The following is a 16,512-nucleotide window of genomic DNA, read 5'->3' on the forward strand; positions in this document are numbered from 1 at the left end:
GCCGGCGGAAATTGCCTGCCCGGCCGCGCCCCGATCGCCCCCCCTTTTTATCGACGGGAAACCCGGCCCGGGCGGGCCTCCGACGCCCGGCCGAACGGTCAAAAACCGCATGCTGCACTGCGCCAGTCCTGTACAATTCGGCCTGTTTCAACCGTTCCCAGCCTGAGCCGCCGCCATGTCCGAGCCTATCGACCTCTCGCAGATCGCCCCCACGCTGAAAGCCGAAATCCTCGCGGAGGCGCTGCCGTACATTCGCCGCTATCACGGCAAGACCGTGGTGATCAAATACGGCGGCAATGCCATGACCGAGGAACGGCTCAAGCAGGGCTTCGCGCGCGACGTGATCCTGCTCAAGCTGGTCGGCATCAATCCGGTGATCGTGCACGGCGGCGGCCCGCAGATCGACCAGGCGCTCAAGAAGATCGGCAAGCAGGGCACCTTCATCCAGGGCATGCGCGTGACCGACGAGGAGACGATGGAAGTCGTCGAGTGGGTGCTCGGCGGCGAGGTGCAGCAGGACATCGTGATGCTGATCAATCACTTCGGCGGCCACGCGGTCGGCCTGACCGGCAAGGACGGCGGCCTGATCCACGCGCGCAAGCTGCTGATGCCGGATCGCGACAATCCCGGCCAGTACGTCGACATCGGCCAGGTCGGCGAGGTCGAGGCGATCAACCCCGCGGTCGTGAAGGCGCTGCAGGACGACGCGTTCATCCCGGTGATCTCGCCGATCGGCTTCGACGAGCAGGGCCTGTCGTACAACATCAACGCCGACCTCGTCGCGGGCAAGCTCGCGACCGTGCTGAACGCCGAGAAGCTCGTGATGATGACGAACATCCCGGGCGTGATGGACAAGGATGGCAACCTGCTCACCGATCTGTCGGCGCGCGAGATCGACGCGCTGTTCGAGGACGGCACGATCTCGGGCGGCATGCTGCCGAAGATCTCGTCGGCGCTCGACGCGGCGAAGAGCGGCGTGAAGTCGGTCCACATCGTCGACGGCCGGATCGAGCATTCGGTGCTGCTCGAAATCCTGACGGAACAGCCGTTCGGCACGATGATCCGCTCGCATTGAGCGCGGCGCCCGCCGCGCCCGCCCGGCGCCGCCCGCCGCGCCCCCGGCCGCGGGCGGGCCGGCCGGTCTGGCTGTTCGACCTCGACAACACGCTGCACCACGCGTCGCACGCGATCTTCCCGGCCATCAACCGGGCGATGACGCAATACATCATCGATACGCTGCAGGTCGACCCCGCCCGGGCCGACTACCTGCGCACCCACTACACGCACCGCTACGGCGCCGCGCTTTTGGGCCTCGTGCGGCATCACCCGATCGATCCGCACGATTTTCTGAGGATCGTCCATACTTTTCCCGACCTGCCGTCGATGGTGCGCGCCGAGCGCGGGCTCGCGCGCGTGGTCGCCGCGCTGCCCGGCCGCAAGATCATCCTGACCAACGCGCCGGAGGATTACGCGCGCGACGTGCTGCGCGAACTGGGCATCGAGCGGCTGTTCGAGCGGGTGATCGCGATCGAGCACATGCGCGACCGGCGCCGCCTGCGCGCGTGGCGCGCCAAGCCCGACGCGGCGATGCTGCGCCGCGCGCTGCGCGACGCGCGGGCGCGGCTGGCCGACGCGATCCTGGTCGAGGACACGCGCAGCCACCTGAAGCGCTACAAGCGGCTCGGCCTGCGCACGGTATGGATCACCGGGCACCTGCCCGACCATACGCAGAAGGTCGGGCGACCGCACTATGTCGATCGTCGCATTGGTTCGTTAAAATCGCTGCGATTGGGCACTCGATCGGGGCGACAGAAATGCAACCGACTCAACCGCAGGATCCGGCCGTAACCCCGCCAGACGACGACGCCGGCCAGCCGGCCCGTCCCCGCGCCCGCCCGAAGCCGGGCGAGCGCCGCGTGCATATCCTGCAGACGCTCGCCGCGATGCTCGAGGCGCCCAGGATCGAGAAGATCACCACCGCCGCGCTCGCGGCGCGGCTCGCCGTGTCGGAAGCCGCGCTGTACCGGCATTTCCCGAGCAAGGCGAAGATGTTCGAAGGGCTCATCGATTTCATCGAGGAAACCTTCTTCGGCCTGATCAACCAGATCGTCGCGAAGGAACAGGACGGCGTGCTGCAGGCGCGCGCGATCGCGCTGATGCTGCTGAACTTCGCCGAGAAGAATCCCGGCATGACGCGCGTGCTGACCGGAGAAGCGCTCGTGGGCGAGCACGCGAGCCTCAGCGAACGGGTCAACCGGCTGCTCGACCGGGTCGAGGCGTCGCTGCGGCAGTGCCTGCGCGTCGCGCGCAGCGCGGCGGACGGCGCCGCGGAACCGGGCGCCGTGCCGCTGCCGGCCGACTACGATCCCGCCGTGCGCGCAAGCCTGCTGCTCAATTTCGTCCTGGGCGCATGGAGCCAGTATGCGCGCAGCGGCTTCGCGAAGCCGCCCGGCGAGCATTCGGACGCCAAGCTGCGCCTGATCCTCCAGTAGCCGGGCCGACCTCGGCGCCGCGCGCAGGGGCACCGTTCCCTGCAAGCCGCCGCGAACGCCGGGCCTTGCTCGACGCTCGCGGCGGCACGCATGCCGAACGCCATGCGCAGGCGCGCGCGGCGGCATCGTCGCGCCCCCATCCGAGTTCCGCTATACTTGCGCGGTTGTCTGCCGCCGTCCGAGGATGGCCAAGGCAGCCGACGCGCCGATTTGCTGACTCGATTGCGGGCGCGCGAACCACCAGGACAGGGGTCCCGGCCGGGTTCAATAGAAATGCGGCTAAAGAGGTCGTCAGCCGCGCCCCGCCTCACCCCGCGCCCGCCGACACCATTTAGCCGCCCAGTCATAAGGCGGAACGAATGGAATCGATCGGCATCGTCGCTCCACAGACCATGCACTTCGCCGAGCCGCTGCGCCTGCAGAGCGGCAGCGTCCTCGGCAACTACCAGCTCGTCGTCGAGACCTACGGCGAACTCAACGCCGCGCGCTCGAACGCGGTGCTCGTCTGTCACGCGCTCAACGCATCCCATCACGTCGCCGGGGTCTACGCGGACGATCCGCGCAACACCGGCTGGTGGGACAACATGGTCGGCCCGGGCAAGCCGCTCGACACCAACCGCTTCTTCGTGATCGGCGTCAACAACCTCGGCTCCTGCTTCGGCTCCACCGGCCCGATGAGCCTCGACCCGGCCACCGGCACGCCGTACGGCGCGCGCTTTCCGGTGCTGACCGTCGAGGACTGGGTGCACGCGCAGGCGCGCGTCGCCGATGCGTTCGGCATCGAACGCTTCGCCGCGGTCATGGGCGGCAGCCTCGGCGGCATGCAGGCCTTCGCGTGGAGCCTGATGTATCCGGAGCGGGTCGCGCACTGCATCGACATCGCGTCGACGCCCAAGCTGTCCGCGCAGAACATCGCGTTCAACGAGGTCGCGCGCTCCGCGATCCTGTCGGACCCCGATTTTCACGGCGGCGACTACTACGCGCACGGCGTGAAGCCGCGTCGCGGCCTGCGCGTCGCGCGCATGATCGGCCACATCACCTATCTGTCCGACGACGACATGGCGGAGAAATTCGGCCGTGCGCTGCGCCGCGCGGAGGGCGCGCTCGACGCCTACAACTTCAACTTCGACGTCGAATTCGAGGTGGAGTCGTACCTGCGCTACCAGGGCGACAAGTTCGCCGACTACTTCGACGCGAACACCTACCTGCTGATCACGCGCGCGCTCGACTACTTCGATCCGGCGAAGGCGTTCGGCGGCAACCTGAGCGCGGCGGTCGCGCACACCCGCGCGAAATACCTGATCGCGGGCTTCACGACCGACTGGCGCTTCGCGCCCGCCCGCTCGCGCGAGATCGTGAAGGCGCTGCTCGACAACCGGCGCACGGTCACCTACGCGGAGATCGACGCGCCCCACGGGCACGACGCCTTCCTGCTCGACGACGCGCGCTATCACAACCTGATGCGCGCCTATTACGAACGCATCGCCAACGAGGTGGGCGCATGAACCCGCAAGCGCTGAACGCCCTGTCCGCCCGCGCCGATTTCCGCGCGATCGCCCGCTGGGTCGAACCCCGCTCGACCGTGCTCGATCTCGGCTGCGGCGACGGCACGCTGCTGTCGCTGCTCGCCGAGGAGCTGGACGTGGTGGGCTACGGCATCGAGATCAACGACGCGGGCGTGCTCGCATCGACGCGCAACGGCGTCAACGTGATCCAGCAGAACCTCGAGGACGGCCTCAAGCTGTTCGAGGATCACAGCTTCGATTTCGCGGTGCTGTCGCAAACCCTGCAGACCATCCACCAGACCGCCCAGATCCTGCGCGAGACGGTGCGGGTCGGCCGCGAGTGCATCGTGTCGTTCCCGAATTTCGGCTACTGGGCGCACCGTTTGTCGGTGATGCAGGGCCGCATGCCGGTGTCGAAATCGCTGCCGTACCAGTGGCACAACACGCCGAACGTGCGGGTGCTGACCATCCGCGATTTCGAGGCGCTCGCGCCGGAAGTCGGCATCGAGATTCTCGATCGCGTGGTGCTGCACGACGGCCAGCCGATCCGGTGGGGGGTGAACTGGCGTGGTAGTCTTGCGGTCTACCGTGTCAAGCGCAGATAACCCTAGTACTCCTCCATGACGAAACCGCAGCACGATTCCGCCGCCCTCAACGCTCACGAAGGGCACGCCGGCTGGCGCGCCTACCTGAATACGCACATGCTGATCTGCGTGTTCCTGGGCTTCACGTCGGGTCTGCCGCTGTTCACGCTCGTCTATCTGGTGCAGGCATGGCTGCGCTCGGAAGGCGTGAACCTGAAGGAAATCGGCCTGTTCGCGCTGATCCAGTTCCCGTATACGTGGAAATTCCTGTGGGCGCCGCTGATGGACCGCTTCCTGCCGCGCCTGCCCGGCTGGCGGCCCGGCCGCCGGCGCGGCTGGATGCTCGTCACGCAGCTGCTGGTCGCGGGCGCGATCGCCGCGCTCGGCTTCGTGTCGCCGCGCGACTCGATCTGGACCGTCGCCGCGCTCACCACGCTCGTCGCGTTCTTCGGCGCCAGCGCCGACATCGTGATCGACGCCTATCGCCGCGAACTGCTGCGCGACACCGAGCAGGGCCTCGGCAACGCCGTGCACGTGAACGCGTACAAGGTCGCCGCGCTGATCCCCGGCTCGCTGTCGCTGATCCTGTCCGATCACCTGCCCTGGGACGCGGTGTTCGCGCTCACCGCCGCATTCATGCTGCCCGGTATCCTGATGACGTTCTTCGTGCGCGAGCCCGAGGTGCACGGCATCCCGCCGAAGAACCTGCGCGACGCGGTGATCCTGCCGTTCCGCGAATTCATCGGGCGCGACGGCTGGCGCGGCGCGCTCCTCGTGCTCGCGTTCATCTTCCTGTTCAAGCTCGGCGACACGATGGCCACCACGCTGTCGACGTCGTTCTTCCTCGACATCGGCTTCAACAAGACCCAGATCGGCGTGCTCGCCAAGACCACCGCGTTCTGGGCCAGCCTCGCGGGCGGCATCATCGGCGGGATCTGGCTGATGAAGATCGGCATCGCGCGCGGGCTGTGGATCTTCGGCGTGCTGCAGATCGTCTCGACGCTCGGCTTCGCCTGGCTCGCCAAGGTCGGCCCGTCGCCCGTGCTGATGGCGGGCATCTACGGCTTCGAGACCTTCTCCACGGGCCTCACGCTGGCCGCGTTCACCGCCTACATCGCGAGCACCACCGACCCGCGCTACACCGCGACGCAGTTCGCGCTGTTCACGAGCCTCGCCTCGGTGCCGCGCACGCTCGCCTCCGCGTCGAGCGGCTTCATCGTCACGCAGATCGGCTGGTTCGATTACTTCCTGGTGTGCGCCGCGCTCGGCATCCCCGGCATGCTGCTGCTGTTCAAGGTCGCGCCGTGGCGCGGCGGCGACGCGAGCCCCGAGGCCGTCCGTGCAGGCTGAACTGCGGCGTGCCGCCCGGGCCGCCTGCGCCGGTGTCACGCTGTTGGCGGCCACGCACGCGCTGGCGGGCGACGCCGTCGCGCCGGCCGACCACGCGGCCTCGCCGGAATCCCCGCCGCAGCTCCGCTACGGCAATGCGATCGCGTTCCGCAACCTGATTCCGTCGCCGCTGCTCGAACAGGTCACGGCGGCCGAATACCGCCAGCTCGTGCAGGGCGCAGCGCAAAACGATCGCCTGCTGCCCGCGGGCAATGCCCGGGTCCGGCGCGTGTCCGCGATCGTCGGGAAGCTCGCGCCGTATTCGGTGAAATGGAACGACCGGGTCCGGAACTGGAACTGGGAAATCAACGTGATCCGCTCGCGCACGATCCGCGCGGCCTGCCTGCCCGGCGGCAAGATCCTGATCGACAGCGGCCTGCTCGACCGGCTGCGCCTCAGCGACGACGAACTCGGCCTGCTGCTCGCGCATGAGATCGCCCATGCGCTGCGCGAGCATGCGCGCGCCAGCCTCGGCGAGCAGCCGCCCACCATCGGCGCGAATCCGATGCCGTCGCTGTTCGGGCTCGCGGCGCCGTTGCCCGCGCAGATCGGCAACGGCGAGCGGCTCGCGGCGCTGCGCTACGATCCGACCGACGAGACCGAGGCCGACGTGATCGGCGGCGACATCGCCGCGCGCGCGGGCTTCGATCCGCGCGCCGCCATCACGCTGTGGGACAAGCTCGCCGCCGCGACCCGCGCGGACAAGGAAGACGGCTTCATCTACACCCACCCCTACGATGCGCGCCGCCGGCAGGATCTGCTCAAGCGCCTGGGCGACCTGATGCCGCTCTACGCGAAGGCCATCGGCAAGAATCTCGACACGCTGCCGAGCTACGCGGGCATCAGCGCGAAGCGCCGCCGTCTCGTCGGCCGCTGAGCCACCCCGTCAGCGGGACGGATCGAGCGCGAGCGGCCGCTCGCCGCCCGCCTGCGCCCAGCGCAACTCCTCGCTCGGATTGCGGCCGAACAGCCGCTTGAACTCGCGGCTGAACTGCGACGCGCTCGCATAGCCGACCCGCGCCGCCGCCGCGCCCGCGCTCACGCCGTCCTGCACCATCATGAGCCGCGCCTGATGCAGGCGCGCCGCCTTCACGTATTGCATCGGCGAGGTCGCGGTCACGCTCTTGAATTGCGCATGAAAGGCCGCGAGGCTCATGCCGGCCTCGCGCGCGAGCGTCTCGACGTCGAGATCCTGCTCCAGGTTCGCGTGGATCCGCCGCAGCGTCTTCGCGATCCGGCCGAAATGATGCTGCTGCGCGAGCGCCGCGCGGATCGCGTCGCCCTGCTCGCCCGTCAGCACGCGGTAACCGATCTCGCGCATGATCGACGGCCCCAGCACGCGCGTATCGGCGGGCGAGGCGAGCGCCTCCAGGAGGCGCAGCACCGCGTCGGCGAGCGGCGTGTCGAGCGGCGTCGAGTAGACGCCGCGCGGCTCGGCGGCGATCGCGCCGTGGGTTTCGTCGAGCAGGATCGCCAGCTCGGCGATCACCGACAGATCGACGCGGATCGAGATCGCGAGAAACGGCTCGTCCGGCGTGGCCTGGGTTTCGCACTCGAACGGCAGCGGCACCGACAGCACCAGATACTGCCGCGGGTCGTACACGAAGGTCTGTTCGCCGAGATAGCCGTGCTTGCGCCCCTGGCACACCACGATGATGCTCGGCTCGTACAGCACGGGCCGGCGCGGCATCGGGCGGTCGGCGCGGATGAAGTACACGCCTTCGAGCGACGCCTGCGTGAACCCCTCGCGAGGGGCGAGCCGCGTGAGCAGTTCGATCATGCGGCGCTGCGCGTGCGCGCCATCGTCGGAGGAAAGGGTTTGAAAGCTCATCGTCCGGTCGTCGTTCGCTGGAGAATCAGGCTCGCAATCTAGCACCGATCGCTGACGTTCGCGGCACGCGCACGACAATCGTGGAGGAATAGGCAAACATCCAAGACGATCAGGTATTCCGTCCGCCTCCCCGCCTCCTTAGCATGGGAACCCATGCCGCCGCCCCATCGCCATGCGCGCGAATGCGGCGCATCCCTTGTGTTCCGAGTCAGGAGTCCTTCATGTCCCCCATTCAAGCCTACGCGGCGGCCGACGCCCGCACGCCGCTCGCCCCGTTCTCGTTCGAGCCGCGCGCGCTGCGCGAACTCGACGTGCAGATCGAGATCCTGTACTGCGGCGTCTGCCATTCCGATCTTCACCAGGCGCGCAACGAATGGCGCAACACGATCTACCCGGTGGTGCCGGGCCATGAGATCGTCGGCCGGATCACGGCGACGGGCGCGGACGTGTCGCGCTTCAAGATGGGCGACCTGGTCGGCGTCGGCTGCCTGGTCGATGCGTGCCGCACCTGCCCGAGCTGCGCCGAGGGCCTCGAACAGTATTGCGAGAACGGCTTCGTCGGCACCTACAACGGCCGGGACCGCCTGACGGGCGCGACCACCTATGGCGGCTACGCGTCGCAGATCATCGTCGACGAGGCGTTCGTGCTGCGCGTGCCCGACACGCTCGACCCCGCGGGCGCCGCGCCGCTGCTGTGCGCGGGCATCACGACCTACTCGCCGCTGCGTCAATGGGGCGCGGGGCCGGGCAAGAAGGTGGGCATCGTCGGTCTCGGCGGCCTCGGCCACATGGGCGTCAAGCTCGCCCGCGCGATGGGCGCGCACGTCGTGCTGTTCACGACCTCGCCGTCGAAGATCGAGGACGGCAAGCGCCTCGGCGCGCACGAAGTGGTGATCTCGAAGGACGACGCGCAGATGAACGCGCACCTGAACAGCTTCGACCTGATCGTCAACACCGTGGCCGCGCCGCACGACCTGAATCCGTTCCTGAACCTGCTCAAGCGCGACGGCACGCTGACGCTGGTCGGCGCGCCCGAGCACGATCATCCGTCGCCGCAGGTGTTCAACCTGATCTTCAAGCGCCGCCGCCTCGCCGGCTCGCTGATCGGCGGCATCGCCGAAACGCAGGAGATGCTCGATTTCTGCGCGCAGCACGGCATCACGTCGGAGATCGAGGTGATTCCGATGCAGCAGATCAACACGGCCTACGAACGGATGCTGAAGAGCGACGTGAAGTATCGGTTCGTGGTCGATCTCGCGTCGCTCAAGACGCAGCAGGCGGCCTGAGCGCAAACGCGGACGCATCATCCGCGCGCGCGGCCAGGCCGGCTGCGCGCGCGGGTTTCACTACTGTTGGCACGAATTGTCCGGGCTCGCCGGCACCTGCGGGTTGATCGGCGCCCAGTTCACCGTATCGGCCCAGCTTGCATCCTTGTCCACACCGAACCAATTGGCGTCCGAGTTCGACGCGCGGTTGTTGACGACCCAGTTGTGCAGGGGCGTCCTGCCCACGTTCAGCTTGATCATCGAGTCCACTTTGCCGTCGAGCGTGCCCACCTTGCGCATGAGATTGTCGCGCACGGTCAGGTAGTCGCTGCCCTGGTCGAGGTAGATGCCCGTAGGCGGGTACCCGCAGTACAGCTTCGACAATTGCATGTTCCCGATTCTGTTCCCGCTGATCTCGGACTGCTGCTGGACGCCCTGCGTATAGATCGCCCCGCCGTCGTAAAGCAGCTGCATGAAATCGAACACATTGTTGCCCGTGACGACATTCGCATTCATGCCGACGTCGACGTCGCCCCATCCCCAGCCGACGCTGATGCCGGTGTACGGCAGATAGCGCAGCTGATTCCCCGACACCGTGAGGCCCTTCGCATACATCGCGAAGATCCCGACGGAGCCCGCGTAGCGGGTGCCGCAGGACCAGATATTATTTTTCGTGACCGTATCGTGATCCGACAGCCCCGTGGACGACGGGCTTCCCGGGCCGCCGCCGCCCAGGCTCAGGCAACTGCCGCCGATGTCATGGAACACGTTCCCCGTCACGCTGTCGTCGCGGCTGGAATCGATCAGCTGCAAGCCTTCCGCGCCGAGATTCATGAAGGTATTGCCGGTAAAGACCAGCCCCTGGACATAGCTCGCGCTCACCGCGGCCGGCTGGCGGACATAGCTGTCACCGCGCCGGTACATGCTGGCCTGCTGGTTCACGTAGCCATAGCTCGCGGGGTCGTAGAACGTCGTGTTCTCGAACGTCAGACCGGTGAAGGTCAGATTCATGACCGGCTGGCTCGCGGAACGACCCTGGATGCGGATCAGGGTTTCGAGCGTGGGGATCATGAATTCCATCGCGTTCGGATCCGCGCCGTCGGGCGGCTGGTAATACAGCTTCGACGCCTCCGCATCGAAGTACCACTCGCTGGTCGCGCTCAGGAAATCGAGCGCGTTTTCGAGGTGGTACGGTGAAACGGACAGCAGCGTCCCCGCCCCGTCGCCGTGCTGCAGTGCGCTCAGTTCCGCCACGCACGGGCGCAGCGACAGGGCCGCCGTGCCCCCGGACGTCACGCGGTCGACGGCGGCGATGCGGATCGCGCTCTGCGTCCACTGCTGCTGGCTGATAAATTCCACCGGATGCCGCTTGCTTGCGTTCGCGCAATCCGCGCCCTGCTTCGCCACGATCGCGGCGAGATCCGGCGCGCCCGAAGCAAGGGCGATCTGCGGAAATTTCGCGCTCTTGTTCCAGTCGCTCGTCTTCAGGTAGGAACCTGCCGGAACCGACGTCAGCTTCGGATAGCGCGCGCGGATCGCCGGCTTACGGTTGACGTACAGGTCCCGGAACACCGGGTTGGCGACCCGCTGCCCGTTCCGGTCATAGGCGGCCAGATAGCTGTACGGATCGATGGACGCCACCCAGATCGGGCCCGAGTAGCGCTGCCAGTTCAGCTTCGTGGTGAGGCCGCCGACGATCCGCGGCTGCGCGCCGGGCTGGTTCTCGTAGTAGACCCGCGTGCGGGCCGTCCCGGAATCATCGTTCGTGAAGATCAGCGGCCCGTCGATGAAATAGACGCCGTCGCCGAGCTTCACGTGGATGTCCTCGTTGAGCGTCCCCGTGCTCAACAGCGCCCGCACCATGCCCTTGGCCTTGCCGAGCGAGGCAACCGGCGTCTGCGGCCCCCCGTCTGCGCTGTCGGACCCCGTCGGCACAACGTAGATGTCTCGCGCCGCCGCCGGCCCCATCGCCAGCATGGCGCACAGCGTGGCCGCCACCATCCCGATTCCGCGCATGCGCGCCCTCTCTCTCATGTCATTGTCGTTCGATGCGCGTCGAGCCGCGCGAGCGTGTCCTGCGTGCGCCGCGCGCGGGACGGCCGACGGGCGGTCGGTCGTCGTCGCGCGGGCGGCTTACTTGTAGTCGTAATCGACCGTCAGCGGCGCGTGATCGCTGAACTTGATGTCCTTGAAGATCGAGGTGGCCTTCGCGCTGCCGGCGATGCCCGGCGTCGCGATCTGGTAATCGATCCGCCACCCGACGTTCTTCGCGTACGCCTGCCCGCGGTTGCTCCACCACGTGTACTGCTCGGCGCGCGGGTCGAGCGTGCGGAACACGTCGACGTAGCCGACATCGTCGAACAGCTTCGTGAGCCACGCGCGCTCTTCCGGCAGGCAGCCGGAATTCTTCTGGTTGCTCTTCCAGTTCTTGATGTCGATTTCCTTGTGGACGATGTTGACGTCGCCGCACAGGACCACCTCGCGGGTGCTTTTCAGTTCCTCGAGGTGCGGCATGAACTCGTCCATGAAGCGGTACTTCGCCTGCTGGCGTTCGTCGCCGCTCGACCCCGACGGCACGTAGACCGACACGACCGACAGCTTGCCGAAGCGCGCCTCGACATAGCGCCCCTCGGCATCGAATTCGCTGCTGCCGTAGCCGATGATCACGTCGTCCGGCTCGCGGCGGCAGTACAGGCCCGCGCCGCTGTAGCCCTTCTTCTCGGCGTGGTGGAAGTAGCCCTTGAAGCCGTGCGGCGCGACGAACTCGGCCGGCAGGTCGTCGGCCGACACCTTGATTTCCTGCACGCACACGCAATCGGCGCGCTGCTCGCCGAGCCAGTCGAAAAAGCCCTTCTTCGCGGCGGAGCGGATGCCGTTCAGGTTCGCGGTAATGACACGCAGCATGTTGGGTTCCAGTGAAAATGAACGTTACGGTTTATTGGATCTTGACGCCTTCCAGCTCGGGCTTCGCCGGCGGGAATTCGAGCTTCATGCCGGTCAGCTCGCGCAAGAGCAGCTCGGCGATCATCACGTTGCGGTGCGTCTTCGAATCGGCGGGGATCACGTACCACGGCGCATGCTCGTCCGAGGTCGCGGCGAGCGCGTCGCGATACGCGGCCTGATAGGCGTCCCAGTGCTTGCGCGCCTCCAGGTCGGAGATGTCGAACTTCCAGTGCTTGGCCGGATCGTCGATGCGCGCCTGCAACCGCTCGCGCTGCTCGTCCTTCGAGATGTGCAGGAAGCACTTGATGATCGTCGTGCCGGCCTCGACCAGCATCTCCTCGAACTGCCGGATGCGCCGGTAGCGCCGCGCGCATTCGTCCGCGTCGATCGTGCCGAGCACGCGCGGCACCAGCACGTCCTCGTAGTGGCTGCGGTTGAAGATCGCCAGCTCGCCCGCCGCGGGCGCCTGCGCATGCACGCGCCACAGGAAGTCGTGGGCCAGCTCCACCGGAGTCGGCGCCTTGAACGACACGATCCGCAGGCCGAGCGGATCGACCTCGTGGAACACCGCGCGCACCGTGCCGTCCTTGCCGCTCGTGTCCATGCCCTGCAGCACCAGCAGCACGCGCTTGCGCGTCTGCGTATGCAGCCGTTCCTGCAGCGCGTCGAGCTGCGCGGACACAGCCGACAGGCGCTCGCGGTCCGCCTCCTTGCCGCCCGTCGAGAACGGCTTCGCGCCCGCATCGAAGGCGTCGAGCGCGAAGGCGGCCGCCTCCTTCTCGCGCGTGTGGTACGGCACCCGGTAGTCGTCGAGCGACGCTTGCTTCGCCATCAGCCTCTCCTGTCGTCCTGCGATGCGGCGCCGACCGCGCGCCAGACGCGCACGGGCCGCCCGAACCCGACGGTTCGGCGCGGCCCGCGCGCGGTGTGGAGCCGGCCTCGCGGCCGGCGGATCTCAGCCGAGCTTCTTCTTGAGCAGCTCGTTGACCTGCTGCGGGTTCGCCTTGCCCTTGGTCGCCTTCATCGCCTGGCCGACCAGCGCGTTGAACGCCTTTTCCTTGCCCGCGCGGAATTCCTCGACCGACTTCTCGTTGGCCGCCAGCACCGCGTCGATGATCGCCTCGAGCGCGCCGGTGTCGGAAATCTGCCGGAGGCCCTTCGCGTCGATGATGCGATCGGCCGCCGCGTCGTCGGCCGCCTTCTCGTCCCAGATTGTCGCGAAGATTTCCTTCGCGATCTTGTTCGAGATCGTGCCGTCGGCGATCCGCTGCAACAGCAGCGCGAGCTGCGCGGCCGACACCGGGCTCGCGTCGATCTCGAAGCCGTCGCGGTTGAGCAGCGACGATACATCGCCCATCAGCCAGTTCGCGACCGTCTTCGCCTGCGCGACGCCGGCCTTCGCGACCACCGCCTCGAAGTAGCCGGCCATCGCCTTGCTCGACGTCAGCACCGTCGCATCGTACGGCGTCACGCCGTACTGCTCGCCGAAGCGCCGCTGCATCGCGACCGGCAGCTCGGGCAGCTCGCCGCGCACGCGCGCGACCCATGCGTCGTCGATCACGAGCGGCATCAGGTCGGGATCGGGGAAATAGCGGTAGTCGTGCGCGTCTTCCTTGCTGCGCATCGAGCGCGTCTCGCGCTTGTCCGGATCGTACAGGCGGGTTTCCTGCACGACCTCGCCGCCGTCCTCGATCAGCTCGATCTGGCGGCGCACCTCATAGTTGATCGCCTCTTCCAGGAACCGGAACGAGTTCAGGTTCTTGATTTCGGCGCGGGTGCCGAACTGCTCCTGGCCGAGCGGGCGCACCGACACGTTCGCGTCGCAGCGGAACGAGCCTTCCTGCATGTTGCCGTCGCAGATCCCGAGCCACACGACGAGGCCGTGCAGCGCCTTCGCATACGCGACCGCCTCGGCGGCGCTGCGCATTTCCGGCTCGGTGACGATCTCGAGGAGCGGCGTGCCCGCGCGGTTCAGGTCGATGCCCGTCATCCCCGCGAAGTCCTCGTGCAGCGATTTGCCCGCGTCCTCCTCGAGGTGCGCGCGGGTCAGGTTGATGGTCTTCGCGTAGGCATCCTTGCCGGCCTTCTCGTTGGCGGGCACCTGGATCGTGACCTGGCCGCCCTGCACCACCGGGATCTCGTACTGGCTGATCTGATAGCCCTTCGGCAGATCCGGGTAGAAGTAATTCTTGCGCGCGAAGATGCTGCGCGGCGCGATCGTCGCGCCGATCGACAGGCCGAAGCGGATCGCCCGCTCGACCGCGCCGCGGTTCATCACGGGCAGCACGCCCGGCAGCGCCAGATCGACGGGGCTCGCCTGCGTGTTCGGCGCCGCGCCGAACTGCGTCGACGTGCCGGAGAAGATCTTCGACGCCGTCGACAGCTGCGCGTGCGTCTCAAGACCGATAACGACTTCCCATTGCATGTTTACACCCCCGCCGGAACTTGCCTGTGCCATTCGGTCGCGCGCTGGAACGCGTCCGCGACCTGCAGCATCCGGGCTTCGTTGAAATAGTTGCCGATGATCTGCAGGCCGACCGGGCGCTGCGCGTTCGCGCCCGCGCCGAAGCCGCACGGCACGCTCATGCCGGGCAGGCCGGCGAGGCTCACCGACAGCGTATAGATGTCGGCCAGGTACATCTGCACCGGATCGTCGCCCTTCGCGCCGAGATCCCACGCGACGGTCGGCGACGCCGGCCCCATGATCACGTCGCACGACTCGAACGCTTCCTGGAAGTCCTGCGCGATGATGCGGCGGATCTTCTGCGCCTGCAGGTAGTAGGCGTCGTAGTAGCCGTGCGACAGCACGTAGGCGCCGACCAGGATGCGCCGCTTCACCTCGGGGCCGAAGCCTTCCGCGCGCGACTTCTTGTACATGTCGAGCAGGTCGCGGTACTCGGCCGCCCGGTGCCCGTAGCGCACGCCGTCGAAACGCGACAGGTTCGACGACGCCTCGGCGGGCGCGATCACGTAGTAGACCGGGATCGACAGCTCGGTCTTGGGCAGCGACACCTTCACGAGCGTCGCGCCGAGCGCCTCGTACTGCTTGAGCGCGGCCTCGATCGTCGCGCGCACGTCGTCCGCGAGGCCCGCGCCGAAATATTCCTCGGGCAGGCCGATGCGCAGGCCCGCGAGCGGCCGGGCGGCCGGCGCGTCCGGCGTCCAGGCCTGGCCCAGGTGGCGCGTGAAGTCCTCGTCGTCGCGCTCGAGGCTCGTCGAGTCGCGCGTGTCGAAGCCGGCCATCGCGTTCAGCAGCAGCGCGCAGTCGGCCGCGCTCTGCGCCATCGGGCCGCCCTGGTCGAGCGACGAGGCGAACGCGATCATGCCGTAGCGCGAGACCCGGCCGTAGGTCGGCTTGATCCCCGTGACGCCCGCGAACGACGCGGGCTGGCGGATCGAGCCGCCGGTATCGGTGCCGGTCGCGGCGGGCGCGAGGCGCGCGGCGACCGCGGCCGAGCTGCCGCCCGAGCTGCCGCCCGGCACGGCCCGGCGGTCCCACGGGTTCTTCACCGCGCCGAACGCCGAGTTCTCGTTCGACGAGCCCATCGCGAACTCGTCCATGTTGGTCTTGCCGAGCGTCACCATGCCGGCGGCGGCGAGCCGCTCGACGACGGTCGCGTCGAACGGGCTCGTGTAGTTCGCGAGCATCTTCGAGCCGGCGGTCGAGCGCCAGCCGCGCGTGACGAACACGTCCTTGTGCGCGATCGGCAGGCCGGCCAGCGGGCCGGCCGCGCCCTGGGCGAGCGCCGCGTCGGCGGCGCGCGCCTGCGCGAGCGTCAGGTCGGGATCGACATGGACGAACGCGTTCAGATCGCGCGCCGCGTCGATCCGGTGCAGATAGTGCTGCGCGAGCTCGACGGCCGAGTACTCCTTGGCGTCGAGCGCGGCGCGCAGTTCGGTCAGGCTGTGTGCATGCATTGCGTGGATTCCTGGATTCTGGAGCGCTCGCGACGGGGTCCCGAGCAAAAGCGGGTGGGTGCGGCGAGCGCCCCTTACTCGATCACCTTCGGCACGAGGTACAGGCCGTCCTGGACGGCCGGCGCCGGGCGCTGGTACGCGTCGCGGTCGACCGTCTCGGTGACGGCGTCGTCGCGCAGCCGCAGCGCGACCGCCTGGATCTGCTCGATCGGGTGGGCGAGGGGCGCGATGCCCGTCGTGTCGACGGCCTGCATCTGCTCGACCAGGCCGAAGAATTCGTTGAGCTGGCCGAGCGTCTGCTCGGCGTCGGCGTCGGCCATTTCGAGCCGCGCAAGGTGCGCGATGCGTTTCACATCGGTCAGGGTCAGAGCCATGCGGTCACCGGAAGAACTAAAGGCTTGCGCGGCATGCAAAAACACACGCCGCGGCAGGGGGTTGGAGGGTCGATCGATCCCTCAAAAATCGGAGGCGAAGCGGCGAAAATACAGGCCGTTACCATTCAAATACTGCGAAATTATAAGGTATCATTACGCGTTCGACCCAGACCCGGGCTGCCTTCCCCGCGTTGCCGCCCCGGTGGTCGAG

15 protein-coding genes are annotated in these 16,512 nt (G+C 67.9%); 8 read left to right on the forward strand and 7 right to left on the reverse strand.

All coding sequences use genetic code 11. From position 1 onward, the window contains the following. The first annotated feature begins 175 nt into the window (after positions 1-175). The 7 genes from argB to Bsp3421_RS29335 all read left to right on the forward strand — a co-directional run bounded on the left by argB (position 176) and on the right by Bsp3421_RS29335 (position 6,847). The gene (gene argB / locus Bsp3421_RS29305) at positions 176-1,075 is read left to right on the forward strand and encodes an acetylglutamate kinase (RefSeq protein WP_273999603.1); all 900 of its coding nucleotides are present in this window, start codon (positions 176-178) and stop codon (positions 1,073-1,075) included. After that, positions 1,072-1,848 (forward strand): pyrimidine 5'-nucleotidase, encoded by a 777-nt coding sequence (locus Bsp3421_RS29310; protein ID WP_273999605.1) that lies wholly within the window; start codon positions 1,072-1,074, stop codon positions 1,846-1,848. The genes argB and Bsp3421_RS29310 overlap by 4 nt, the downstream gene beginning before the upstream one ends. After that, positions 1,815-2,492, forward strand: a complete 678-nt coding sequence (gene slmA, locus Bsp3421_RS29315) for a nucleoid occlusion factor SlmA (RefSeq protein WP_273999606.1) — start codon at positions 1,815-1,817, stop codon at positions 2,490-2,492. Before Bsp3421_RS29310 ends, slmA begins: the two co-directional genes overlap by 34 nt. A 359-nt stretch (positions 2,493-2,851) precedes the next feature. Continuing rightward, positions 2,852-3,997, forward strand: coding sequence for a homoserine O-succinyltransferase MetX (gene metX, locus Bsp3421_RS29320; protein ID WP_273999607.1), 1,146 nt, complete (start codon positions 2,852-2,854; stop codon positions 3,995-3,997). Then, positions 3,994-4,602, forward strand: coding sequence for a methionine biosynthesis protein MetW (gene metW / locus Bsp3421_RS29325; protein ID WP_273999608.1), 609 nt, complete (start codon positions 3,994-3,996; stop codon positions 4,600-4,602). Before metX ends, metW begins: the two co-directional genes overlap by 4 nt. A gap of 15 nt (positions 4,603-4,617) precedes the next feature. Further along, on the forward strand, positions 4,618-5,931 hold the full coding sequence (locus Bsp3421_RS29330) for an AmpG family muropeptide MFS transporter (protein ID WP_273999609.1): 1,314 nt from the start codon (positions 4,618-4,620) through the stop codon (positions 5,929-5,931). Then, positions 5,822-6,847 carry a M48 family metallopeptidase gene (locus tag Bsp3421_RS29335; protein WP_443111605.1) on the forward strand — a complete coding sequence of 342 codons (1,026 nt, stop codon included), beginning with the start codon at positions 5,822-5,824 and terminating at the stop codon, positions 6,845-6,847. The genes Bsp3421_RS29330 and Bsp3421_RS29335 overlap by 110 nt, the downstream gene beginning before the upstream one ends. Before the next feature lie 9 nt (positions 6,848-6,856). On the opposite strand, the gene Bsp3421_RS29340 is transcribed toward Bsp3421_RS29335, so the two are convergent. Then, positions 6,857-7,801: an AraC family transcriptional regulator gene (locus Bsp3421_RS29340; RefSeq protein ID WP_273999613.1), complete on the reverse strand. Its 945-nt coding sequence runs from the start codon at positions 7,799-7,801 to the stop codon at positions 6,857-6,859. 221 nt (positions 7,802-8,022) lie between these two features. On the opposite strand from Bsp3421_RS29340, the gene Bsp3421_RS29345 reads away from it, so the two are divergent. Then, positions 8,023-9,087, forward strand: coding sequence for an NAD(P)-dependent alcohol dehydrogenase (locus Bsp3421_RS29345; protein ID WP_273999615.1), 1,065 nt, complete (start codon positions 8,023-8,025; stop codon positions 9,085-9,087). 60 nt (positions 9,088-9,147) lie between these two features. Here Bsp3421_RS29345 and Bsp3421_RS29350 read toward each other — a convergent pair whose 3' ends face one another. The 6 genes from Bsp3421_RS29350 to gatC all read right to left on the reverse strand — a co-directional run bounded on the left by Bsp3421_RS29350 (position 9,148) and on the right by gatC (position 16,301). Continuing rightward, positions 9,148-11,100, reverse strand: a complete 1,953-nt coding sequence (locus tag Bsp3421_RS29350) for a right-handed parallel beta-helix repeat-containing protein (protein ID WP_273999617.1) — start codon at positions 11,098-11,100, stop codon at positions 9,148-9,150. Between the two features lie 99 nt (positions 11,101-11,199). Further along, positions 11,200-11,970 (reverse strand): exodeoxyribonuclease III, encoded by a 771-nt coding sequence (locus Bsp3421_RS29355; protein WP_273999618.1) that lies wholly within the window; start codon positions 11,968-11,970, stop codon positions 11,200-11,202. Between the two features lie 31 nt (positions 11,971-12,001). Next, positions 12,002-12,841 carry a PPK2 family polyphosphate kinase gene (locus Bsp3421_RS29360; protein WP_273999620.1) on the reverse strand — a complete coding sequence of 280 codons (840 nt, stop codon included), beginning with the start codon at positions 12,839-12,841 and terminating at the stop codon, positions 12,002-12,004. A gap of 123 nt (positions 12,842-12,964) precedes the next feature. Continuing rightward, on the reverse strand, positions 12,965-14,434 hold the full coding sequence (gatB, locus tag Bsp3421_RS29365) for an Asp-tRNA(Asn)/Glu-tRNA(Gln) amidotransferase subunit GatB (protein ID WP_273999622.1): 1,470 nt from the start codon (positions 14,432-14,434) through the stop codon (positions 12,965-12,967). Between the two features lie 2 nt (positions 14,435-14,436). Beyond that, positions 14,437-15,927: an Asp-tRNA(Asn)/Glu-tRNA(Gln) amidotransferase subunit GatA gene (gene gatA, locus Bsp3421_RS29370; RefSeq protein WP_273999624.1), complete on the reverse strand. Its 1,491-nt coding sequence runs from the start codon at positions 15,925-15,927 to the stop codon at positions 14,437-14,439. 74 nt (positions 15,928-16,001) lie between these two features. Then, positions 16,002-16,301 carry an Asp-tRNA(Asn)/Glu-tRNA(Gln) amidotransferase subunit GatC gene (gatC, locus tag Bsp3421_RS29375; protein WP_273999625.1) on the reverse strand — a complete coding sequence of 100 codons (300 nt, stop codon included), beginning with the start codon at positions 16,299-16,301 and terminating at the stop codon, positions 16,002-16,004. Positions 16,302-16,512 lie beyond the last annotated feature (211 nt).

This window comes from Burkholderia sp. FERM BP-3421 (genome assembly GCF_028657905.1).
Lineage (GTDB): Bacteria > Pseudomonadota > Gammaproteobacteria > Burkholderiales > Burkholderiaceae > Burkholderia.

What these genes read in the sequence shown, in the direction of transcription:
- gatA (WP_273999624.1), bottom strand. Translation starts at nt 15,927, where the DNA reads ATGCATGCACACAGCCTGACCGAACTGCGCGCCGCGCTCGACGCCAAG.
- Bsp3421_RS29330 (WP_273999609.1), top strand. Translation starts at nt 4,618, where the DNA reads ATGACGAAACCGCAGCACGATTCCGCCGCCCTCAACGCTCACGAAGGG.
- metW (WP_273999608.1), top strand. Translation starts at nt 3,994, where the DNA reads ATGAACCCGCAAGCGCTGAACGCCCTGTCCGCCCGCGCCGATTTCCGC.
- Bsp3421_RS29355 (WP_273999618.1), bottom strand. Translation starts at nt 11,970, where the DNA reads ATGCTGCGTGTCATTACCGCGAACCTGAACGGCATCCGCTCCGCCGCG.
- argB (WP_273999603.1), top strand. Translation starts at nt 176, where the DNA reads ATGTCCGAGCCTATCGACCTCTCGCAGATCGCCCCCACGCTGAAAGCC.
- Bsp3421_RS29340 (WP_273999613.1), bottom strand. Translation starts at nt 7,801, where the DNA reads ATGAGCTTTCAAACCCTTTCCTCCGACGATGGCGCGCACGCGCAGCGC.
- Bsp3421_RS29350 (WP_273999617.1), bottom strand. Translation starts at nt 11,100, where the DNA reads ATGAGAGAGAGGGCGCGCATGCGCGGAATCGGGATGGTGGCGGCCACG.
- Bsp3421_RS29360 (WP_273999620.1), bottom strand. Translation starts at nt 12,841, where the DNA reads ATGGCGAAGCAAGCGTCGCTCGACGACTACCGGGTGCCGTACCACACG.
- metX (WP_273999607.1), top strand. Translation starts at nt 2,852, where the DNA reads ATGGAATCGATCGGCATCGTCGCTCCACAGACCATGCACTTCGCCGAG.
- Bsp3421_RS29345 (WP_273999615.1), top strand. Translation starts at nt 8,023, where the DNA reads ATGTCCCCCATTCAAGCCTACGCGGCGGCCGACGCCCGCACGCCGCTC.
- gatB (WP_273999622.1), bottom strand. Translation starts at nt 14,434, where the DNA reads ATGCAATGGGAAGTCGTTATCGGTCTTGAGACGCACGCGCAGCTGTCG.
- gatC (WP_273999625.1), bottom strand. Translation starts at nt 16,301, where the DNA reads ATGGCTCTGACCCTGACCGATGTGAAACGCATCGCGCACCTTGCGCGG.
- slmA (WP_273999606.1), top strand. Translation starts at nt 1,815, where the DNA reads ATGCAACCGACTCAACCGCAGGATCCGGCCGTAACCCCGCCAGACGAC.